This window comes from Streptomyces sp. MCA2, from assembly GCF_023544705.1.
In the GTDB taxonomy this organism is placed as follows: Bacteria; Actinomycetota; Actinomycetes; order Streptomycetales; family Streptomycetaceae; genus Streptomyces; species Streptomyces decoyicus.
This window is the reverse complement of record NZ_JAMJFM010000018.1, coordinates 132257-153485: the sequence shown is the minus strand read 5'-3', so window position 1 is coordinate 153485 and position 21229 is coordinate 132257. Positions and strand designations below refer to the sequence as shown.

General features: G+C 65.6%; 17 protein-coding genes and 2 pseudogenes. 9 read left to right on the top strand and 10 right to left on the bottom strand.

What is annotated here, in order from left to right; all coding sequences use genetic code 11:
• Nucleotides 1–278 precede the first annotated feature (278 nt).
• The 3 genes from M8I34_RS17665 to M8I34_RS17655 all read right to left on the bottom strand — a co-directional run bounded on the left by M8I34_RS17665 (nt 279) and on the right by M8I34_RS17655 (nt 3126).
• The gene (locus tag M8I34_RS17665) at nt 279–1151 is read right to left on the bottom strand and encodes an NmrA family NAD(P)-binding protein (RefSeq protein ID WP_250050381.1); all 873 of its coding nucleotides are present in this window, start codon (nt 1149–1151) and stop codon (nt 279–281) included.
• A 467-nt stretch (nt 1152–1618) separates the two neighbouring features.
• Nucleotides 1619–2314: an NAD(P)-binding domain-containing protein gene (locus tag M8I34_RS17660; RefSeq protein WP_308372376.1), complete on the bottom strand. Its 696-nt coding sequence runs from the start codon at nt 2312–2314 to the stop codon at nt 1619–1621.
• Nucleotides 2314–3126, bottom strand: coding sequence for an inositol monophosphatase (locus tag M8I34_RS17655; RefSeq protein WP_250050379.1), 813 nt, complete (start codon nt 3124–3126; stop codon nt 2314–2316). The genes M8I34_RS17660 and M8I34_RS17655 overlap by 1 nt, the downstream gene beginning before the upstream one ends.
• A 116-nt stretch (nt 3127–3242) precedes the next feature.
• Here M8I34_RS17655 and M8I34_RS17650 point away from each other — a divergent pair, with 116 nt between their 5' ends.
• Entirely contained in the window at nt 3243–4220 is a 978-nt protein-coding gene (locus M8I34_RS17650) for a LysR family transcriptional regulator (RefSeq protein WP_250050378.1), read from the top strand.
• A 134-nt stretch (nt 4221–4354) separates the two neighbouring features.
• Nucleotides 4355–4831, top strand: a complete 477-nt coding sequence (locus M8I34_RS17645) for a GNAT family N-acetyltransferase (RefSeq protein WP_250050377.1) — start codon at nt 4355–4357, stop codon at nt 4829–4831.
• A gap of 108 nt (nt 4832–4939) precedes the next feature.
• On the opposite strand, the pseudogene M8I34_RS17640 reads toward M8I34_RS17645, so the two are convergent.
• From M8I34_RS17640 to M8I34_RS17630, 3 genes and pseudogenes are all read right to left on the bottom strand, one after another.
• Nucleotides 4940–5194, bottom strand: a pseudogene (locus M8I34_RS17640) (transposase); the annotation flags it as partial.
• A 5-nt stretch (nt 5195–5199) separates the two neighbouring features.
• Entirely contained in the window at nt 5200–6177 is a 978-nt protein-coding gene (locus tag M8I34_RS17635) for a hypothetical protein (protein ID WP_250050376.1), read from the bottom strand.
• 155 nt (nt 6178–6332) lie between these two features.
• On the bottom strand, nt 6333–6698 hold the full coding sequence (locus M8I34_RS17630; protein WP_250050375.1) for a hypothetical protein: 366 nt from the start codon (nt 6696–6698) through the stop codon (nt 6333–6335).
• A 165-nt stretch (nt 6699–6863) separates the two neighbouring features.
• Here M8I34_RS17630 and M8I34_RS17625 point away from each other — a divergent pair, with 165 nt between their 5' ends.
• The 3 genes from M8I34_RS17625 to M8I34_RS17615 all read left to right on the top strand — a co-directional run bounded on the left by M8I34_RS17625 (nt 6864) and on the right by M8I34_RS17615 (nt 8771).
• The gene (locus tag M8I34_RS17625; protein WP_250050374.1) at nt 6864–7322 is read left to right on the top strand and encodes a DUF4062 domain-containing protein; all 459 of its coding nucleotides are present in this window, start codon (nt 6864–6866) and stop codon (nt 7320–7322) included.
• A 164-nt stretch (nt 7323–7486) separates the two neighbouring features.
• Nucleotides 7487–7987, top strand: a complete 501-nt coding sequence (locus M8I34_RS17620; protein WP_250050373.1) for a hypothetical protein — start codon at nt 7487–7489, stop codon at nt 7985–7987.
• A gap of 376 nt (nt 7988–8363) precedes the next feature.
• On the top strand, nt 8364–8771 hold the full coding sequence (locus tag M8I34_RS17615; RefSeq protein ID WP_284050433.1) for an FKBP-type peptidyl-prolyl cis-trans isomerase: 408 nt from the start codon (nt 8364–8366) through the stop codon (nt 8769–8771).
• Nucleotides 8772–9454: 683 nt separating this feature from the next.
• On the opposite strand, the gene M8I34_RS17610 is transcribed toward M8I34_RS17615, so the two are convergent.
• The 4 genes and pseudogenes from M8I34_RS17610 to M8I34_RS17595 form a co-directional block, all read right to left on the bottom strand.
• Nucleotides 9455–10297 carry a hypothetical protein gene (locus tag M8I34_RS17610; protein WP_250050372.1) on the bottom strand — a complete coding sequence of 281 codons (843 nt, stop codon included), beginning with the start codon at nt 10295–10297 and terminating at the stop codon, nt 9455–9457.
• On the bottom strand, nt 10297–14349 hold the full coding sequence (locus tag M8I34_RS17605; RefSeq protein WP_250050371.1) for an AAA domain-containing protein: 4053 nt from the start codon (nt 14347–14349) through the stop codon (nt 10297–10299). Before M8I34_RS17605 ends, M8I34_RS17610 begins: the two co-directional genes overlap by 1 nt.
• A 218-nt stretch (nt 14350–14567) precedes the next feature.
• Nucleotides 14568–14849, bottom strand: a pseudogene (locus M8I34_RS17600) (transposase family protein); the annotation flags it as partial.
• A gap of 201 nt (nt 14850–15050) precedes the next feature.
• Nucleotides 15051–16145, bottom strand: a complete 1095-nt coding sequence (locus M8I34_RS17595) for a restriction endonuclease (protein ID WP_250050370.1) — start codon at nt 16143–16145, stop codon at nt 15051–15053.
• Between the two features lie 323 nt (nt 16146–16468).
• Here M8I34_RS17595 and M8I34_RS17590 point away from each other — a divergent pair, with 323 nt between their 5' ends.
• From M8I34_RS17590 to M8I34_RS17575, 4 genes are all read left to right on the top strand, one after another.
• Complete coding sequence (locus M8I34_RS17590) at nt 16469–16891, top strand: 2'-5' RNA ligase family protein (protein WP_250050369.1); 423 nt, start codon at nt 16469–16471, stop codon at nt 16889–16891.
• Nucleotides 16892–17372: 481 nt separating this feature from the next.
• Nucleotides 17373–18713, top strand: a complete 1341-nt coding sequence (locus M8I34_RS17585) for a hypothetical protein (protein WP_250050368.1) — start codon at nt 17373–17375, stop codon at nt 18711–18713.
• 136 nt (nt 18714–18849) lie between these two features.
• Nucleotides 18850–19842 carry a hypothetical protein gene (locus M8I34_RS17580; protein ID WP_250050367.1) on the top strand — a complete coding sequence of 331 codons (993 nt, stop codon included), beginning with the start codon at nt 18850–18852 and terminating at the stop codon, nt 19840–19842.
• 56 nt (nt 19843–19898) lie between these two features.
• Nucleotides 19899–20468 carry a hypothetical protein gene (locus M8I34_RS17575; protein WP_250050366.1) on the top strand — a complete coding sequence of 190 codons (570 nt, stop codon included), beginning with the start codon at nt 19899–19901 and terminating at the stop codon, nt 20466–20468.
• Nucleotides 20469–21229: the final 761 nt, after the last annotated feature.

Below are 21229 nucleotides of genomic sequence, written 5' to 3'. Positions count from 1 at the left end.
TCTGCGTGGCGCTGACCTGCGCGGACTGGATTGGGTGAGCGCGGACTTGATTCGTTGAGACGGACTACATCTGTCCGTCTCATGTGATCTCAGTCGATCCTGTCCCGTCTCTGCCGGCCCGGCCCCTTCTCAGACGAACTGGTCCGTTTGCTCGTCGTCTCAGACGATCGGGTCCGTCGGTTTGCCTGAGATGAGGTGCGGCGAGCTCCCCGGCGCGTCGGCCTCAGCCCCAGGATCCGTCAGGGCCCCAGTCGACCACCGCTGCGGCACGGGCGGGGTCAGGTACCGGACACGGCGGGCATGAGCAGATCGGTCGCAAAGTCCTCGACCGAGCGCGGCGGGCGGCCGAGCACGCGCTGAACACCGTCACCGAGACCTGCCACGCCCTCTTGGTGATAATTCGAATACAGCCCCTGCAAACCGTCGATGACCTGCGGCGTGATTCCACGGTCCGCGAGCGCTGCCCGCCAGGCGCCGTCCAGTGGAATATCGACGTGCCGCACCGGCCTGCCGAGAACGGCGCCGAAGCGTTCGCAGAGCACTGGCAGCGTCAGTGTCTGCGGGCCGCTGATCTCGATCTCACCACCGATCGGATGGGCCGCCAGGAGTTCGGCGATCGCGACCTCCGCGATATCCCGCACGTCTACGTAACCCCTGGCACCAGGTCCGGCGGGATCGGCCAGCGTGCCTTTGGCGATCGAGGCCGCTGCCGGGAGGAAGTTCTGCAGGAAACGGTCGGGCTGAAGAACAGTCAGTTCCGGGACACCGGCGCTTCGCAGTCGTTCGGTGATCGTGTCATGGGCGCTGGTGACGGCGTCCGGGACGATCCCGTTGCCACTGAAAGCTCGGGCGCCAAGTTTGATGATCCGGCGCGCACCGGCCTCGATGGCGGCAAGGCCGAGGTTCGTTTCGGCGGCAACCTGGTCTTCGGTGAAGGGATGAGCAAGATATAGCCGGTCCACGCCGACGACCGCACCCCGAATGTCCACTACATCGGTGACATCCCCACGGAAGACCTCACCACGGACCTTGCCGAGCGCCTTGGCGCCAGCTTCGGAGCGGACGAGGAAGCGCACATCACTCCGATCGCGCAGCGCTTCGGTCAGGTATCGCCCCACGGTTCCGTTCGGCGTAGTGACCAAAATGGGCATGGATCCCCCTCCATGAACGTGATCAAGACCCGCTCCCGTCCCAACAGGGCCTGGCTCCGGCGAATTCCCAGCCCGGAAACCGGGCAGCGACTTTGGACGCGAACCGGCCCGTCACACAGTCCCGCAACGGACGTCGACGGTGCCCGTGCACCGTGTCCACGTACGACAACCCGACGTACGGCGCCGCCTGATCCACCCAGCCGGATAGCCATCCAGCACCCCCAGCGCACTCAACCGTGCGACTAGGTTCGCTGAGACAGAAGCCCGAACGACTCGGTTCGTTGAGAAGACGACTCGATTGAGTGAGACGGGACAACAACTTCGGGAGTCGCCTCGCACGTTGTAGGCATGATCGATGTCGATGAGTTCGGGCGTCACTTGCAGCCCGGCGGGCAACGTCCCTGCCAGTACCAAGCCGCCTCGCACGAGCCTGCTACCTGGTTTGATCTGAACGCGGTCTTGGTGGGTCAGCGGGCAAGGGAGACGGCGAAGGGCTTGTAGCCGTGTCGGCGCAGGATGTGGGGCACGACGAGGATCATGGCCTCGGTGGCGCGGGCTGTGGTGATGTCGCCGAGGTCCTCGATCCGTTCGGGCTGCCAGCCCAGGTCGCCGAGCAGGCCGGTGACGGTCCTCTTCGCGTGTTCGTCGTCGCCCGAGAGATAGGCGGTCGGTGGGGTGGTCAGGGTTTCGGGGGCGGTCATGACCATGAACAGCATCGTGTTGAGGGTCTTGACCACATGGGTGTCGGGGAGCGCGGCCTGGAGCTTCTCGGCGAGGCTGCTGCCGGGATAGCACAGGTCGCCCGGCAGGCCGTCACCGTCGTCGCAGGTGGCGTTGGAGACGTCGATGAGGATCTTCCCGGCGAGTTCGGTGCGCAAGTCGGTGAGGCGGTCCAGGGAGCTGTCGCCGGGCGTCGCGTTGATCACGATGTCCGCGGTGCCGGCAGTGGTGCGTTGGTCGGCGTAGGCGATCCGCGGGGCGAGCCCGGCGGTGCGGGCGGCGGTGTCTTCGGGGCTCCGGCCACCGAGGGTGACATGGTGTCCGGCTGCGGAGAGCTTGCCGGCGAGGTTGGTGCCGACGCGGCCGGCGCCCAGGATGCCGATGCTGGTCATGCGGTGTTGCTCCTTGCGGTATCGGGGTGGGGAAGAGCGGAGGTTCCCGATCAGGCGATCGGCGAGAGGACCTTGAGGGCGGCGCCGTGGATGCCGGGGGCGGCGGCCAGGAAGTCGCGGCTGCCGGTGTTCCAGGGCTCGCCCGCCAGGTCGGTGACGGTGCCTCCGGCCTCGGAGACCAGCAGGGCGCCGGCGACCAGGCCGGAGCGGACGTCGGAGAACTGCCAGAACGCGTCCATGCGTCCGGCGGCGACGTGGATGAGCTGCATCGTGGCGGGAACGGACACACGCACGACCAGGCCGTTGATGAGCATCGCGGTGACGGAGTCACCGATCCGCCGGAAGGTGCGCTCGTCCTCGCCGGGCTTGGCCTGACCGGTGCCGAGGAGCGCGGCGCCCAGGTCGGTCTTGGCAGACACCTTCAGGGGCCGGTCGTTGAGGCGGGCACCGCCGCCGGCGGCCGCGGTGTAGGTGTCGCCGGTCAGCGGCAGGTGTACGACGGTGAGTACAGGCTGGTTGTCGCGGACCAGGGTGGCGGTGACGGCCCAGTCCTCCATGCCGTGAACGTGGTTGATGTTGCCCTCGGCGGGGTCGACGACCCACCACTCGCCGGGCGGGAGCGCGCCGCCGGCCAGCTCGTCCTCGGCCCACTGCGACCCCGGCCGGGCCCGCAGCAGCGGTTCCCGCAACACGTTCAGCACCGCGTCGTCGTTGGCGTGGATCTCGCCGACGACCTCGTCCAGACTCACGCCCCGGGCGTGCGGGGTGTGGCGGTCGCGCAGCGTGACGCCGGCGGTCTTCACCGCAGCTGTCACATCGGACAGGAGCGTCGTACCGGCGGCGAAAGGCATGGCTGTGCTCATGGGCGGGCTCCCTGGGATCGGTAGAAGCGGGGCGGTTGTCTCGCCCCCGCACTTCGAAGGTAGGCCGCCTGGCCATTAACAACAAGTGCATGCTTGTCACTTGTAGAGTTACTGCCATGCAACTGGATCTGAACCTGCTCACGGCCCTGGACGCACTGCTGGAGGAGGGCAGCGTCGCCGGCGCGGCAGAACGCCTCCACGTCACCTCGCCGGCGATGAGCCGCTCCCTGGGCCGCATCCGCAAAGCCACCGGTGACCAGATCCTGGTCCGCACCGGCCGCAGCATGGTCCCCACCACCCGCGCACTCGCCATGCGCGCCGAGGTCCACGCCCTCGTGCAGCAGGCCCACCAACTTCTGTCCGCGCAGCAGGAACTCGACCTGGCGGCTCTGGACCGGGTGTTCACCGTGCGCTGGCACGACGCCCTGACCGCCGCGTGCGGCACCGCCTTGACCTCGGCCGTCCACCATCAGGCCCCCGGCGTCCGGCTGCGTCTGTCCGCCGAACCCGGGAGAGATGACGCCGAGCTGCGCCGGGGTGAGGTCGACCTCGAATCGAGCTCCAGCGCTCCGACGCTCCCCCACATCCGCCACCGCCTCGTCGGCAGCGACCGGCTGGTCGTCACCGTCCGCCCGGGCCACCCGCTCACCGCAGGCCCGCTGAGCCTTGAGCGTTACGCAGCTGCCGAACACCTCACCGTTTCGCGGCGCGGAAACCTGCGCGACCCGATCGATGACGTCCTGACCACACGCGGCCTCGAACGACGCGTCGTCGCCGCCGGGCCCACCGCCGCCTTCGCACTGCAACTCGCCCTCGACACCGACCTGGTCGTCACCCTCCCCGACGCGGTCACCCGAACGGCCCGGGAACAACTCGGCCTGGCCACAATGCCGCCGCCGCTCCCGCTGCCCGACGTACCCCTGTACCTGCTGTGGCACCAGCGCTACGACAACGACCGCGCCCACACCTGGCTGCGAGAGCTGGCCACCGATACCGTCCAGGCACTCTTCACACCACCGACCGCCTCTCAACAACCCCTCACCAACCGGACCGGGAAGGACGGATACGCCCGGGGAAAGGACTGCGGCAGCTGACTCCTGTTCTCGGGTTCTGGATCAATTTCTGCGGTCGATCACGCTCCGTGTGTCCTGATCTCAGTCGACATGACGTGCACTGGCCCAGCCCAAAAGGTGTGGCAGTGACAGGGGCAACCGTCCAGGATAGCGACGTGATCCAGATTCGCACCGCTTCTCCAGACGATGCTGCTCTGCTCGCACCCCTCAACCACATCGTTCATGACCTGCACAAACGACACCGTCCCGACCTGTTCCTCGACTTCCCGGAGCCGGATGCCGTAGAAGCCTTCTTCCGAGCCCAGATAGCCGATCCATCAGTCACCGTGCTCCTCGCCGACGGGACGGAAGGCAAAGCCCTCGGGTACGCCCTCGCCCGAGTCAAAAACCGGCCCGGCAGTGCTCTGACGTGCTCAGACGTCATCGTGTCTCTGGATCAAATCGCCGTAGTCCCCGATGCTGCCCGCACTGGTGTCGGCGCGGCACTGCTCGAAGCCGTCCGTGAAGTGGGACGCGCGGAAGGCTGCCGACGCCTCGTCACGGACGTCTGGTACTTCAACGAAGGCGCTCGTGCGTTTTACCAAGCCGCAGGCTTCAGCCCAACGAACGTGCTCCTGGATCAGCAGCTCTGACCTCGATCGCCCGGCCCGCTCCAGGACCGGGCAACAGTGGCTTTTTCGCGAAGTCGTGGTTCTGGCTCAAAACTGCGAAATCGCCGCTGTCCGTCACGACAACAGGGCTCACTTCCGAAGACGCTGGAAGCCAGCACGGCCGTACATCTGGCGCTTGATCATTTTGATCCGGTTGACGTGGCCTTCCACGATTCCCGAGTTCCAAGGCAGGGTGAGACCTGCGATGACAGCGTCGAGATCACGTTCAAGGCCGTTGACGAAGGTGTGCAGGCTGGGCAACTCGTCGGTGCGGACCGCCGTGATCCATTGGAGCAATCGGTCGCCCTGGAGCTGGGTGAGAATCTGCGCGAAGTCACGAACGTGCCTGGTCAGGTTGACGGCGCGCGAGGAGGATTCCCCCGAGGCCCCCGCAGTCGGGCCTCGACGTCGGCAACGACCTGCCCCGATTCCTCGGTCATCCGTCCCTCCGTGTCAATGAGCGGGCAATTCATGACCATGACGGCGAGGCCGTCGAGATCCACCATCGTCGCCACCTCTGCGCGCTGACAAGAGTCGTACTGGGCGAAGTCGTCGCACGCTTCGACCAGCGCGGTCAATGACGGGAGCCGTCTTACCAGCTCGGACCCGAGGTTCTGCAGGACGCGCTGCATGTCCTTGCTGCGCTCGTACAGCACGGGCGCCGCGTCCTGCTTCTCGCTCATCTTCCTCTCGCGCCGCCCCAGGTCCCGTGCCTTCTCCTGCCGGCCGTCGCTGAGCATTTGAATTTGGCACTTCACGAGGGCTTTCTGCGTGAGGTCGGCCGAAGTCTTACCGAGCTCAGACAGCGCCTTCTTTCCGGCCGCCACCCCGCCACCGCCCGTGACGATAGAGCCGCGGCCAAACCGTGCGAACGTGGCGCTGCGGGCTGCTGCCCCGTGCAGCGTCTTTATCGCCCTGCCGTTGGAGGCAGAGCCGAAGTTTCGCATCACGCGATAGGCGCCTGCTGGGGTCACGTGGCCAACGGCGAGCGGGACGGCTACTAGGAGCACGCCGCCTGCCAACGCTTTGACAGCAGTCGGCACGGCAATTTTACGCGGCTGCCGGAGGTCGATGGCCATCTCGCCGCCGACGGTTGGCCTTTCGATCGCGGCCAGCTCGATCAGATCGACGTGCTTGAGACGCTGAAAAATGTCTCGGGAGGGGACGAGGGCCTCGTCGTAGAGCGTCTGCTGTGCCTTCAGCAGGGCAGCATTCTCCTCAGCGGCCCGCTGATCGAGCTCCTCCTGGCAGCCACGCAGACGTTTGTCCCTCTGTCGGTTCGTCTTCACGAGCCTGAGCCTGAGGGTGTCGGCTATGTCGATGACCACGTTGCCCCCTGATACTTGGTTCACAGATCTTAGTGCCGCATCAGGCCGTTTCGCTGCGTTATGACTTGCCGTGGCACATATGCGGGGCAGCCCGTCGTGCCACACCGGCGCCAGTCGGCACGGAGGCGGCACGGGGTTCGGGAAACGAGGAGTCGTCAGGTGACAATCACACAGACGAGAAGAAGGGAGAGCCCGTACAGGGCTATAGCCACGTGCAGCCCTACCCACAGGCGGTAGAGCCGAATGCGGTGCAGCCGGGGAAACTCGCGGTAGTGCGCCGCGCGTGCACGGGCGAGCCCTTCATCAGACCCCAGCACTCCCCGGTCCGCCAAGGCTCGGGTCAACGCCCGCGCCTGGGCGAGGTGGTAGGAGGCCCGCTCGTAGTACTTGGCCACCGCCACAGCCCCGTAGACTCCAGTCATCGCGACGAAGAGGCACAAGGGCATGACGTTCAGCGTGAACTTCTGCTGGACGATCAGACCGCTCAGCGCAGCCGTGACGATGAGCAGGAGGTTCGTCAATGTGGAGCGCTGGGTCTCGCACTACCGCAGCTGCTCGCGGTGTTCCTTCCAATAGGCGCGTATCGCTTCTTCCGACATCTCGGCCATCAAAGCCCCCCTTGAATGCCTGCACCAGCCACCCGGTTCGCTTCACAGCAGAACCCTCAGCAGTGGAGACACCGTAGCGTGAGGTTCTTCATCAGCAGCGCCCGCAAAGGTCTGGAGGAGGAGCGCGACGCCCTTGACGGGCTGGTCCGCACACTCGGGCACACCCCGGTCCGGTTCGAGGACTTTTCCGCTCAGACCACGCCCAGCCGGGAAGCCTGCCTGAAGGCTTTGGAGACCGCCGACGTGTGCCTCTTCCTCCTAGGCCCGAACTACGGCCACGTGTTTCCCGAGACGGGTCAGTCGGCAACCCATGACGAGTGGGTAGCAGCCCAGGCAGCAGGTACGCCCCGCCTCGTCTACCGCAAGCTGGGCGTGACCTTCGAGCCCAGCCAGCACGAGTTTGCGCGCGTAGTGGAGGCATACGCCACCGGCGTGTTCCGAGACAGCTTCCGCACGGCCGTGGACCTACTCCCCAAGGTCGCCGGGAAGATCCTGGAACTGGCGTCGGGCCCGTCCCCCTGGCCTTCGCCAGGCTGACCCACCCGCCCGTCCTGCACTGGACCCTCGACGAGGGTACAGGCGGCCTGCAGACCGCCGGCGCGACCACCCTTCTGGAGCTGCACGTCCTACCGCTGGACTCTGCTGGCTACTCGGCCAGGGAACTGGACGCGCTCGGCCACTCGCTGCCGGGCCGTGTGCGCGTGACCGGTACGGTCGAGAACGATGTCCCCTTGAGCCCTTCCCCGTCGCAGGACTACATGGCTGTCGCAGTCCCGGCCAGCCGCCCGCGTTCATGGGACACCCCGCGACCGGGCCAGCTCGTCGAGGTCCGCCTGTACAGGACGGGCCAACTCTCCACCCGGGCCGTGCTTCCCCAGGACAGCATGGGACCGATCCTCGATCCCAACGCCCTGCCCGACCAGATCGCCAAACTGCTCAAATTCACCGGCGCATTGAATATCATCACGCAGGACCGCATCGTGGTGGCTGCCGGCGTGTCGGACCCCGCCATGACCAGCATCGACACCTTCGACCCACATCGGTCACGGCGCACAGCCAGTCTCGCCGGCCTCGGCAGGTCCTTCGCCCTGCGTACCGAGCCCGATGAGTCCGTCACCCTGGCGGCCCTGCAGGCCGGAGCCGAGGAAGTCGCTGGTCATCGCGCGCGGGCACTGATCTCGCACCACCCCTCCGCTGCCTGAAGCCGCCTCGACAGCGAGCTGTCACGGCCGCCGCCTGCTCAAGCTGCCGCTTACGCCGGAGAGCGCACTCTCGAACGCGGCACGGGCCCCTTGTTGAGGTTCCAGCATCACGCGGGGGTGGCTGATCAGCCGGTCAGGACGGGTTGTGGGTGTTCAGGTTCGCCGTTTCGGCCGTCGTCCCGTTCTGGCGATTACCGTGTGACCTGTGCGTGCCGGTCACGTTCATCGGCCGTGCGAAAGATCATCACGTGTGGCCGCTGCATCTGGTGTGCTCCGGGGACCGGCGTTCTCGGTAGCGTGGCCATCTGCTGCATGGAGGGGCCATGTGTCCGGCTGGTCCGTGCGACGGCTCCCGGCTGAGAGTTATGAGGCTGCAATGAGTGAACTGACGAAGCCCGAGGTCGACGTTCCGGAGGGTGACGCTCCTACCGAGCTGGCCATCCGGGACCTGGTCGTCGGGGACGGCGCCGAGGTGAAGCCGGGCATGGTGGTCAGGGTCCACTATGTCGGGGTGACCTTCGAGTCCGGGAAGGAGTTCGATGCCTCCTGGGACCGGGGTCAGCCGTTCAAGTTCACCCTGGGCAGTGGCAAGGTCATCAAGGGCTGGGACCGGGGGGTGAGGGGGATGAAGGTCGGCGGTCGGCGCGAGATCATCGTTCCCCCGCGTCTCGGCTACGGCAACCAGCCGCCCTCGCCGTTGATCCCGGCGGGCTCGACCCTGGTCTTCGTGGTGGACCTGCTGGACTCGTATTCCAGCACAACCGGGTGGAGCAAAGCCTGGTGACCCTGGCCGCTCCTCCCCTGCGGCGTGCTGCGTCGTCCGCCGGGGTGGGCGCCGCCGTGCTCCTCGCTGCCGCTCCTGCTTCCGCCGCCGCAGCGTCCGAACGGTTCCGCTGCGACTCATTGACCGCCGAAGGCCACAAGGCGACCGACTTCCTCAACGGCCTACCCGCCGCCGCCCGGATGTCTGAACCCGCCGGCCGTGCTCGGCAAACGGGGGGGGGAGGTCCCCGGCGGAATCCAGCTCGTCGCACGGCCGATCACAGCGCCGGTCCGAGGAGGCCCCGCCCAGCAGCAACACATTGCGCAAGCCGAGACGGACCAAGATCCGGACCATTTCCGGACCAGCACCCCGCCAGCGAGCCGCACCAACTGCTGTTTCCCCTGGTCAGCTTGGGTCCAACTGCTGTACCACCAGCAGACGAAGAACATTCTCTGTTCATACAGCCCTAAGAAACTTGGGTTCTTCTAGAGCCTCAAGTTGGGTGCCTGGAGAGAGCTTTACCCTTCCAGGCACCCACAGCCCACAGCCACTATCCGCGACCATTCAGTAACCTTCCGAACTCGTTCGCCGCGAATCTGCGCGCGCCCCGGACCAGCCACGGACCAGCTGGGTCGCTACATTGCGTCGCCCTCGGCGGGGCGAAGCATGCGAAGAAGAGCGGACGACGTGGGTGACAGGCGTGATCACACGGCAGTGGGCTCTCGGGTGGTCTCAAGGTCGTTGAGCACCGCGAGGACTGGCCCCCAGCACATGCCGACGGTGTCGCGGTCCGGGATGACGCCACGTTCGCGTTGTTTGCGAAGGTGCACGAAGTTTCGGTACTCACGGACGATCGCCATGAAGTCGTGGGCGTCCATCTGGATCCACCCTCGGGTGCGCGCGGTGTCCAGCAGCAGGGCGAAGCTAGCTCGTTCAGGGGCAACACGCCTCTCCCCTTGAGGGAAGCCCCGTTGCAGGCTCGGATCTCTATGTGTGAGGACGTCGAGGAGGAGAGCTTCAGTGAAGCTGCCGATGCCGATGAGCGCCATTCCGTACGCACCGTGCTGCTCACAGATCTGCGTCTCGGTGACCCTCTCCATAAGTTGTTGCAGGAACTCCCCACTGCTGACGAGGGGGCGAATGCGCTCTTCCAGATCCTCGGGGGCGGAGAACACCGTGCTGTGGCCGTCGATGCCGACCTCTCCCAGGACAGGGCGGCCGGCGACGTAGGTGATGGCCACTCCTTCGGCCGCCAGGAGGCTGTTCAGCTCTTGGCGGATGAGGTCGGCGGAAGACAGGCCGTCGTCGTATTCGAGTGGGTCACAGATCCGGCAGAGCAGCCGACTAACAGCGGCGTGATCACCGGTTCCGGCCATGATGTCCGTCAGCCACACGATGCGCGGGGAGCCGTCATACTCGGGAGGTGATGGCCAGGCTGCGCGTCGCAGGAGTTGTTCGAGCTGGTAGCCGCGGCGCTCGAAGGGTCCGTCGATGTCGACGATGAGGCGAGCGACGCGCTCGAGGGTGAGGACGTCGAGCGATTTCATCACTGCTGTTCCTTGTCTGCCGGGTGCTGGGCCTGTTCAAAGGCGCGGGTGAGGCGTTCGGTGATCACGCGACCGCGGCGTTTGAAGCCGAGTTCGGCGAGGGCCTGACCTACGCGGGTGTCGCGATCGAGCTGGGCTCCGTCGCTCAGAAGCCAGTTGGCCAGCATGAGTAGGTCGGTGTCGCTGTAGTCGCCGGTGCGTCCTCCTTGCGGCACAGCGGGACGAGTGCCACGGCCGTCCGCCGGAGGCGAAGCTGGCACGCGGTGGATCGGATCGGAGGCAGGTGTGCGATCGGCCCGCTCCGTGGCATCTCTCCAGGCATCGAGGAGCCGTTCAAGTTCGGCACTTGGGTTGGTGAACCAACTGGACGCCCAGATGCGGTGGAAACACCACCCCAGTCGTTGAAGGTGCTCTTGGCGCAGTCGGTCGCGGTCGCGGGCGCTGGGGGCTCGGTGGTAGCGGTCGCCGTCCGTTTCGACGGCGAGGATCATCCGTCCGGGCCGTTCGGGGTGGCCGAGCGCGAAATCGATGCGGTAACCGGAAACGCCCCATTGCGGTGTGACGGGAACGTCAGCTGCTTCGAGAGCGGCGAGGATCTGCTGTTCGAATCCATTCAGGTTCCAGTCGGTGCGTGCGCTTCCCGTGCGCTGGAGGTCCCCTCCGTGGGAGGCGTACTCCAAAAAGGCACGCAGCATTTCGGGGCCGCGGTGCCGGGTGGCCAGGAGTTTGGAGGGGTCGAAATCGTGGTGGGTGAAGGAGGCGACGACGGTCATCGACTGGCGGGCGCGGGTGATGGCCACGTTAAGGCGCCGTTCTCCCCCGTCGTTGTTGAGCGGGCCGAAGTTCATAGCCAGGCGTCCGTTGGCGGCCTTTCCGTAACCGATGCTGAGGATGATGGCGTCACGTTCATCGCCTTGCACTTGTTCGAGGCTTTTGGCGAAGAAGCGTTGGCGTGGGCCTGCTTCGGGGCTGAAGTAGTCCTGCAGGTCCGGGTGTTCCTGGAGGGCTTGTCTCAGAGCGAGGTCGATCCGGTCCGCGTGGCGCTGGCCCATGGTGATGACGCCGAGGCTCTGGTGCGGTGTGTGGGTGGCATGCGCCAGGGCGAGGTCGACGACGCGCTGTACCTCTTCGTCCGACGAGCCGGACTGGCCGGGGCGTACCTGGGCGTCGACGATGTCCAGGCGTAGCGGGCTGGCCTGGGTGGTGCCCGGGAAGGTGACGAGTGTGTCGTTGTAGATGGTGTGGTTGGCGAAGGCGATGAGGCGTTCATCGCGGCTGCGGTAGTGCCATTTGAGGGTGTGGACGGGCAGCCGGCTACAGAGCATGTCGAGGAGGGACTCGAAGGCATCGGGTGCGGCGCCGCCGGAGTCCTCGTCATCGGTGTTTTCGTCTGCGCCGCTGAGAAGTTTCTGGAAGAAGGTCGTCGGGGGGAGCTGGTGCGGGTCGCCGGCGACGATGACCTGGCGGGCGCGCATGATGGATGTGATGGCGTCGTGCGGGAGGACCTGGCTGGCTTCGTCGAAGATGACGACGTCGAAGAGGCGGGTGGCGGGAAGGACGCGGCTGACGACGAGTGGGGACATGGCCCAGCACGGTTTGGCGGCCATGAGGACATCCGGCGCTTTCTCAACGAGTCTGCGCAGGGCCAGGTGCCGGGATTTGCGGTGTGCCTGGGTGCGGACGAGGGTGTTCTGGTCGGGGTGGGTGTCGCGGGCTTTTCGCAGGCGGGTGGCGACTTGGTATCGGATGCGGGCAGGGTTGAGGTCGCGGTGGGTGCGGTCGAGGCGTTGGAACTGTTGGATCGTGTGTTCGTGCTCGGTTCCGGTGAAGGAGCGCAGGTAGGGGTGTTGCATGCGGGCCTCGTCGAGGACGGAGGCCCACCAGAGGTGGTTCAGGGTTCCTACGGCGATGTCCGGGGTAGTGCCCATTTCGGCGAGCTCGTCTAGCAGGTGGCCGAGCCCGGCTGACTCCAGGCGGTCGGTGAGCTGGTTGAACTCGGGCATCCGCAGCAGCGTCTCTCGGTCTTGGTCAAGACGCTGGATGAACCGGTCTACTTCGCCGGTGGAGGTGTTCTCCCATCCGTGCCAGTCCACGCACAGGGCTATCGCGGCCAGCTGACTGCGTACTTCTGTGAAGGAGGCGACGGCGGAGGACAGGCCGGGAACAGCCCACGGACTGCTGTCGCCAGCAGCGGCCTGTTCCCGCCACCGGGTCTTCTGATCGGCAGCGTCCATGAGTGCCGCGTGCAGCAAGGAGCGGGTACGGCAGCCGTCCTTGGCCAGTCCCCGTGCTCTTCCTGTCAGTTTTCGGCGTTGCCACCAACCGACTTTGAGTGCGTGCTCCTTGCGCCAGACGCGGTCTGCTGTCGCGGCGATCATGTTGTTCAGGTCAGAGTCGAAGACGGATGCCTCGAAGCGGCTGAGCGTGGTGGTGACGTCGTGCAGCAGTGTGAGAAGGGATTGCCATCCTTGGACGTCGTCGGCCCGTCGCAGCCCCGCGGTGTCCACCAGCTTCTCGACGGTGCATCGGGCATCTGTCAGGGCCTGGCCGGTGAGCTGGTCGAGGCTGGCTACGACGGAATGCAGTTCGCTGTCGGAGCGAACCGGCAGGTGTGACCAGGGGGATGAGCCACGCCGCACCAGGAGGCCGTTCTTGGCCACGAGCGCGCGGAGGTCCTTTACAGTCTGGAGCAGCTGCTCGCCGTGGAGGCGGTGCAGGTCGCTGCCGCGCAAGCGCAGTCGGGTGTGCTGCTCGCGGGGGCTGGCCATGAGGTGCGTGAGCAGTTGGTGCGGGCTGATCTCCCAGGGCTCCAGGGGCTGGTGAAACTCCTGGACGTGCTGCAGGGCCTGCTGGCGATGGCCTTCAAGACTTCTGTGGAGATCGTCAGGGCGGGGTGGGGGTTCTTGTTCGGCGCGTTCCAGCGCCTCGTACAGCTGCTGGGCGGTCTGGCGGCGGCTGAGTTTATTGCCGTGCAGGTCGAAGACCAGTCCATCGAGGTCGACTTCGGCAAGGTTGTCGGTTACCGCTTCGATCGCGGCACGCTTCTCGGCGACGAAGAGCGTGCGTTTACCCAACGCCGCGAAGGCGGCGATCAGGTTGGCGATGGTCTGGCTCTTGCCCGTGCCGGGTGGTCCCTCAATGACCAGGTGGGCGCCGGCCAGTGCGGTGCTGATGGCCCTGTGTTGAGAGTCATCAGCGTCCCGGACTAGGTACTCCGACCGGGGTATGATGGCGTCCGCGCTGGAGGGTACGCGGGGAACTGCGTCTGCGCGCAAGGCGCGTTCGGCTTCCTTGTCGTTGGCGAGGGCCGCTACCACCGGGTGTCTCGCCAATAGGTCGACCGACTGGGCGAGGTCATTGACCATGGGAAGCCGGTCGAAGCTGAAGACGCTGGCTACCACACGCTCTTCCAGTTCGACGGTGAGATTGCTACGCGTGCAGGCCGTCTGCAGCACCTCATAGGCGCAACGCGTACGGTCATCGAGATCCGCGCACTCGTCGACCGCGTTCGTGATCTTGTCGGTGAGTTCCTCGAGATCACCGTCCAGGCCGTACTGGCGGCTCAGGGCGTAGAGCAGAACCGGGTTGATCTCGGCTTCGCCCGCCGCTTCGAGGACGAAGTCGTTCTCCGTCGCGGTGCGCGGTTCGATGGTCAGTGGCTGCAGGAGAAGGGGAGCACGCAGAGCTGCGAGCGGCCGGCTGCCCCGCGTTGTTGGGGGTTCGACACGCACCAGGCCAAGTGCCAGGCGCCCGGCGTCGATGCCTTGTTCCTCCGCCAGCTCGACCATCTTACGGCGGAGACCACGCGCTCGCGCCCACGCCGCTTTGTGATCCTCAGAAGCCGGGAAAAGGCTGGCCAAACGGGTTGTGCGGCCGTTCAGTAGCGAGGTCAGTGCCTGCGGCGCCGCATCGGTGACGTCCAGCGTCGCCCGCTTCGTGTCCTTGAAGTGCAGCAGGGTGTTGTACGGACCGAAGTCGATCAGCGCATCGGACCACTGCTGCGCGCAGACCTCCACCGCCCGGCGGCGTACAGGTCCCACGTGCTCGTCCACGTCTTCCCCTTGGCTGAACTGGGCTGCTAGCTCCGACCTGTTAAAGGTCGTGGTCCGCTCTCGGGCCGAGACGAACAGATCAACATACGAGTGGAAGGGGGCATACCACAGGCAAAATCGAGACACGCAGGGGGCGCGCAGGAAGCACACACGGCGCAGATGCGGCGCACCTTCAACGGATGCCTCTCTGTCGGTGTACGTAGCGAAGGGTTTCGTACAGCCGTGTTGATCGCCCTGCCCAGTGTGGGTGCGAGTCTGGCCTGGACACCGATGGCCTCCCGGACGTAGCGGTAAACAGTCGCGATCCCGATGCCGAACCCGGCGGCGAGCTGGGCTTAGGTGTCACCGCACCATAGGTGCGCCAGAGCGAACAGGGCCTGGCCGCCCGAGCTCAGCCGTCTCCAGCGCCTGCCGATTTCCCGCCTGCGAGAGCCGGGTTGCCCGGCCAGATACCGCAAGGTGTGCGTGGACAGATCAATCGCCGACGGATGGACAAGCAAGCGAAGCTCCTGGTAGGGCCCGGACGCAACTACAACTCGGGCCTCCGCCATAGCCCTCAATGAGCACGCGCAAGCCCCCTTCATCACATCTGGATTCGTCCGGACGCCGAGGCACCTTCCGCATCGCTGACGACCCATCAGAGCTTGGGGTGGCATGCACCAGACGTTTGTCACGTAATTCCCGATGCCATCCCTCGGCCCTCACGCCGGATACCAGACCCCGTTGCCTGCAATCCGCATCTCCTCCAGCCACAGCTGCAGAGCGGCCCGATTCACCTCGGCAACCGGATAGCTCCTGGTGCGGACCACCTCCCGGGCTCCTGGCGACCAGTCTGCCGTCGCTACGAGCAGGCCCTGCTGCGCCCCATCCCAGGCAACATCCGCGGCCAGAGCCTTCACCACCACCTTGTCTATCTCGCGCCTCACGCGCTTGCACTGAATAAGCAGCGTGGGAGGCGAGACATCAGCAGCGAGGGACGCCCCCCAGACCCGGATATCCACTCCGTTGTCGTTTCTGCCGGGCCCGATCTCAACCTGAAATCCGGCTCGATGGAAATACTCGGCCACGAGCCCCTCGAATTTCCTCCAGTGGATCGTCCCGACGGCGTCATAATTGGCGGCAAGGTAATTGACGAAACGCTGGTCGAAGAACCTTCCGTACGAAGCCATCACCGACTCCGTCGAAAAGAGTTCAGACAGGTCGAGAACATCGTTCCACTGACGCCGCACGCCCAGCACGATGGGGCTTCGCGCCGACCGAAACTGCATCTGCTCGACCACAACGGCCACTGCGTCTGCCAGCTTCCGGCCGTGCAGCCGCAGGGCCTCGGCAACGCACGCCTGCGTGTCAACGTCCTCTATGCCGTACTCGAGTTGCGGGATGTGCACCGACCCGAGATGCCGGCCTTCGCGAACTTCGGCAATGAGGTCGGATCCTGCGCCGGGGATGGCGCACTCCCTGGATACCACACCGGGACGCACTACACGCTCCATCATGAAGGCGATCGCCCGCACCGCCAGCTCGTCGTCCCCGACCTTCTCGCAGACGTGCGGGATCACCCCCTCGCCGGCAGCCACTGCCCCGCGTAAGCCGAGGCGTTCCAGCGCGCTTCGCCCGAAGACGTCATTGACCTGCTTGTAGTCGGAAACGGGGAAGTCGCGCATCGTCTCGCGGACGATGCGCCCCAACTCAGCTTCTGCGACGGCCAGCCCAATACGGATCCCAACAAGTTCCGCGAGCCATTCGAGCAGTGGACGGTCAGCAGACCAGTCGCGAGCCGCACACCTGGAACACATTTCCCCACTCCTCCGTCTCCCCCGTGGTAGCGCCGACACATGCTAGTCGGACGGCGCTGCAGCGCGTCGTGACAGACAGCTCGTTCGTGATGGGACACGACTTGCGCTTGACTGAGCGGCTCTTCAGCGAGCAGCGGCAGCAGGATCTCGGCGTGTATCGCCACTGAGCCGTTCAGAGGCCCGGATAGAATCCGCTGATCTTGCAGTAGCGCGCATCGTGGCAGGCACGGAAGCTGAACACCCAACCGCTTCCGGTGTTGTCCACCACAAGCATGCACGGATCCGTGACAGCCAGAGGGTGGTGTAGTTCCATTCTCACGGGCGTGGGGTGCATACCTGGTGACCCGCGCTGGAACCGCATCGAGGACTGGCAAATCACCCTGGCCTTCCTGTGCGAGCTGCCGGTTCAGGCCGTCCATCGGCTTCGCTCACCCCACGCCGACCTGGCGGTTGCCCGCCCCTCTCTCGAAGTGGCACTGCTCGGTGGCGGACACGTCGACGAGCGAGCGCTGTGGAGCAGCGTCGTGGGCGACCTCGACAGCCTGCCCGACCTGGCCGACGCAGTACGGGCGTGGGCCAGGGACTGCGACGTCACCTTCACCGAACGTCCGCTGCGTCCCCACCTCACGCTTGCCCGTGCTCGCCGCTACGACAACGCGCCCGTAACGGCGACGGCGCCTGCCTCGACGGCTTCACCAGAATCCCTTGGCAGGCCGAACGCCTCCACCTGGTCGGCAGCACAGTAAGCGGCCACCCGGGCCCGCGGCGCTATCAGGACATCGACGCATGGACCATGGTCACTGGTCAAAGGCATCCGGAGATCCAGAGGGTCGTAATGGGTGAGGCGCGCCTTCAGTACGTGCTCACAGCCCATGCCCACGTGCAGGAGGCAAACGTACGGTTTCCGGACCTCCAGGAGTCAAGCGCCATACGCTGAACTCCCCAGCCATCTCCGTGAACCTCTGCTCGTGCAATTCCCTTCCCGCTTATGCCCGATCCGGGTCGAGTGATCAGTGGATGGCGCCGTTGACTGATCCGTCCTGGATATGGATTGCCGTCGGAGCGTAAAGGGTGTCCTGACTTCGGTACGGTTGGCTCCAAAGAGCTTGAGGACGAGGGCGGCCTGGAGCTCGGCCTTGAGTTCGACGTCCCAGGGGGTTTACAACGACGCCTTTTGTGCAGTTGGTTCTCCTAAGTCGCTCCCTGGCAACGTCTAAGGTGCGGCGCATGTCTACCTCATCAACTGGGCTCAACGCTGAGACCCCCCTGTCACCGGTGTATCCCTTCAACGCGCCAGGGGAGCCGATTACCCTCTACGACGGGCCGGTTACCGGATCAGCCGGGACCGAGGTGCCCGGGGTTGTCCAGCTCGACTGCTCCCCGAAGCTCGGGATCTCATGGAGTGTACAAACCGAGGACCACGACCCCGCCTCTACGGACAGGACCGGGCTGAGTCTCCTTGAGCTCGGCTTCGAACTGCCAGCATCTTCCAGGGATACTGTGAGCGGCGGCTGGTCCAACGGCACTTCCTACGGGGACCCCACCGCTCCGCTCGACCGTGTCATCGCACACTGGTTCAACCTGCCCCGATGGCTCGGATCAGCCCACCTGGCAGCTCGCGCCGCCGATGGAACTCCACGACTGGTGCGCGCCGGCCGCAGTGTGTACGAGGCGGACGGGTGGAGGATCACGCTTGACGTTCGACCCGACCACGAGGCCGTCCTTTCCGACGTGCGCCAGACCGATATCTACGTCATGACCCACGCTATGGAGATCCGTCGGCTAAACGGAACCTCGTTCACCGGGGTCGAGGTCACCCCTGTCCTCAGTGCCATGCACGTCGGGCTGTCATTTGCGCTCGGCCGATGGGTCGCCCCCGCCCTGCCTGTTGGCCAGAACGACCACGAACAGACGGTGTGGGGCCAGTGGGGCCCAGTGCTTTGCGACCCGGCACGCCGCATCAGCTCCGGCTGGTGGTACCCCGAAGACCAGGCATCCTTGGCAGATCTGCTGGCCTGCATCCTGCCCGCCTTCCGCAATTCATGCACGGGACAGGCGCTCCGCCTGCAGATGCAGTACGCGATCACTGCCATTGCCGACCGGGGGTTCGTCGAACAGCGGATCATGAGTGGAGCTGCCGGACTGGAACACGTGATGTGGCAGGAGCTGGTGCTCAGTGGTCGGCTCACCGAAGCCGAGTTCACATCCCGCGCCTGGCCGGCCCATAAGAAGCTGCGCACGCTCTTGACGGACGCCGGGGTAGATCTAAGGGTGCGTGCAGCCGATCTACCGGCGACCGCCGCCTTCGCGATTGGGCAGCAAGTGAACGAACCTCGGTCGGCGGATGGCGCCGACGTCGTCACACGAGTCCGGAACCGTCTTGTGCATCCCAAAGAGACACAAGAGCCCGTATACGGAGTCAAAGGACTGGTCACCGAGACCTGGCTACTGACCCGCCATTACCTCGCGCTGCTCGTACTCCGCTCGATCGGCTACCGAGGTTCCTACCAGGACCTCTCCAGGACCAACAGGTGGGTCGGCGAGACCGAGACCGTCCCATGGACCTGAGATTCCCGCACGACTGCAGGGTTGACGGCGCTCGCACTCGAGCGCCGAACGTCCTTCCTGTGCTACGGAACTGGCAAGCCCGTCCGCATCCGCTGCGAGGCAGGATGATGTCGAGCAGTGCGAGGGAGAGGTCGGTATGGAGCGCCTGGAACTGATTGTCGTGCAACTCGAAGAGGCGAAGGGGCTGATCGAGGAAGGCCGGGTCCCCCACCTGCGGCTGGCGTACATACTCCTCGACAGTGTGACAGAGCTGATCCTTCACCGGTCGGTGCAGACCGCGCTGTGGGATCAGGAGTTGCTGACGGGCCTGCTGGCGAAGTGCAGGGACCTCGCGGCCAACGGGCACGAAGAAGCGGCGGCGGAGATCCCCTCGATCGAGGCCCGAGTGATCTCCAAGTCGAAACTGAGGGAAATCGACCGGAACTTCGATGCCAAGGTGGCATTTTTGGCCGACCGAGGGGTGCTCGACCCGGCGCTCGGCCCCGTCCTGGAGAAGCTGCACAAGTATCGCAACGAGATGTATCACCGCGACAAGCTGAGGCGCGAGGTCCTCCAGCCGGCCACCCTGATCTATTTCGACTCCGCCTGTACCGCGCTGGAGGCGTACAAGCCGCCCATGATGGCCTTCACAGGCAATCCCTTTGGGCCGGAGCTCTCGCGGTTCACCGGAGGCAGCTCGAAATTCCTGGATATTGGCCTCCCAAAGCGGATCGCCGCGCAGCTCCGTCGCGAAGTGGGCCTCAACCTGCCTCAAGTCCGCAGCGCTCTAGCCCAATACCTCTCTGCCCGGCTCGACGAGATCTCCGACGGTCTCACGTTCATCGAGGACAACCTTGGGATCCCGCACCTCGTGCGCGGCGATGCCCTGCGCCTCGTGCAGGCGAACCTTGCCGCAAACCCGACCCTCGAACAGGTCCGCGGAAAGAAGTACCAGTACTCCAAGACAGACATGGAGCAGTGGAAAAGCCGGATCTCCGCGCTGGCGCCCATCACCGACAAGCACGAGCTGGTACGCGAGTATGCCGCCATCGAGGACGCATTCGAGCCCTTCGAGGAGCTCGTCGAGAAGGCCGTGATGGCCGTCGACCGAGAAGTGCAACTCCAGATCGACATCGCCCGCGGCAAGTAGCCGCCCGCCGGAAAAGGGACCGCAGCGACCGGGAGGCACGCGCTAACGTGACAGGCATGAGCTGGTCACTTAGCCTCCTGAAGCCCCGCGAACCGGAGCTGCTCGATGCGCTGTTCCTCTCGGTGGGCCGGGCGTTGCACCTCGCGAATGCCTATGAGGACAAGTGCCAGTACGTGCTCCGTGTCGGCAACCTGATCGCTGCCCACCAAACCGACCCGGCCATGACCCTCCAAGAGGCCGTCGCCTCAGTCCCCACCGACAAGCTGCTGGGCGGCACGCTGCACAGCCTGGCCTCACACACTATGGGCCGGGCCATGGACATGGACACCCTGCACAAGGCCAGGCAGGCCCGGAACTGGATCGCCCACGAAGGCGCCTCAATCGGCGCCATCTGGTCAGTGGACCGCGACCACATCCTTCAGCACGCCGTCACGCTGCGCACCGCCGTCACGGATCTCGCTCTCGGCGACAACATCATCTCGCAGTGGTGCCACGGCCTGGCTGAACCGCACGACCCGCCGCCCACGGACTGGATCAACGGCTACCCCGACGCCGTCGACACCTGGGTCTTCGGCCATCTCCGTGGCCTGCTGCCCAAGCAAGCCCCGAGCCCCGCAGGCTCGTAGTAGCGGCCAAGACCCAGTGGTCGCAACTTTAGGTCACGATGCCCCGCCGTCGGCCTGGAGGCTCTCGAACGAGACGTTGTCCACTACGGGCAGGTACGACGACGGGTCGATGGTCGCGGACTGAATCCACGGCGCAGGGCGCAAGGCGCAGCTGGGAAATCACCGTGTTCAAGTCCCGGCTGAGGTCGCTCACAAGCGTCTGTCGCGCCACGAGTTCGGCTGTGCGGGTCTTCATCTCGGCCGCTGCACTGGCCCGCTGTGCCGGCAATCGAGCCTGCTGCGGCTCGGTCAACGCCGGGGCACGACTTCCGACTCCGCACGATCTTGGACCAGCGCGCGGGTCCACCACCACACCTCGATCCCAGATAGCCAGCGTCCGGGCAGCAACCACCTGCCCCGTCCAGTCCCGCTCGCTCCCAATCGCTCGCACTGCAGCCGCAGCATGACCCGAACCGACGCCGCCAGACCAAGATCCGGACCATTTCCGGACCAGCCCCCGACAGGGGGCTGGACCAACTACCGTTTTGCCTGTTCAGCGTGGGTTCAGCTGCTGTACCACCAGCAGACGAAGAACGTTCTTGTTTCATACAGTCCGAAGAAACTTGGGTTCTTCTAGAGCCTCAAGTCGGCTGCCTGGAGGCGCCATTACGCTCCAGGCAGTCCGACACCGGACTCACTCTGGGTAAGCAACAGGCTGCCTCAGGTCGATGGTCGACCTGCACGAGGACTGTCCCCGGACCAGTCACAGACCAGACTCCCGC

Excerpts from the sequence above, each read along its gene's own strand:
- M8I34_RS17665 (WP_250050381.1), bottom strand. The coding sequence starts at position 1,151 with ATGCCCATTTTGGTCACTACGCCGAACGGAACCGTGGGGCGATACCTG.
- M8I34_RS17655 (WP_250050379.1), bottom strand. The coding sequence starts at position 3,126 with ATGAGCACAGCCATGCCTTTCGCCGCCGGTACGACGCTCCTGTCCGAT.
- M8I34_RS17650 (WP_250050378.1), top strand. The coding sequence starts at position 3,243 with ATGCAACTGGATCTGAACCTGCTCACGGCCCTGGACGCACTGCTGGAG.
- M8I34_RS17615 (WP_284050433.1), top strand. The coding sequence starts at position 8,364 with ATGAGTGAACTGACGAAGCCCGAGGTCGACGTTCCGGAGGGTGACGCT.
- M8I34_RS17610 (WP_250050372.1), bottom strand. The coding sequence starts at position 10,297 with ATGAAATCGCTCGACGTCCTCACCCTCGAGCGCGTCGCTCGCCTCATC.
- M8I34_RS17595 (WP_250050370.1), bottom strand. The coding sequence starts at position 16,145 with ATGTGTTCCAGGTGTGCGGCTCGCGACTGGTCTGCTGACCGTCCACTG.
- M8I34_RS17585 (WP_250050368.1), top strand. The coding sequence starts at position 17,373 with ATGTCTACCTCATCAACTGGGCTCAACGCTGAGACCCCCCTGTCACCG.
- M8I34_RS17580 (WP_250050367.1), top strand. The coding sequence starts at position 18,850 with ATGGAGCGCCTGGAACTGATTGTCGTGCAACTCGAAGAGGCGAAGGGG.
- M8I34_RS17575 (WP_250050366.1), top strand. The coding sequence starts at position 19,899 with ATGAGCTGGTCACTTAGCCTCCTGAAGCCCCGCGAACCGGAGCTGCTC.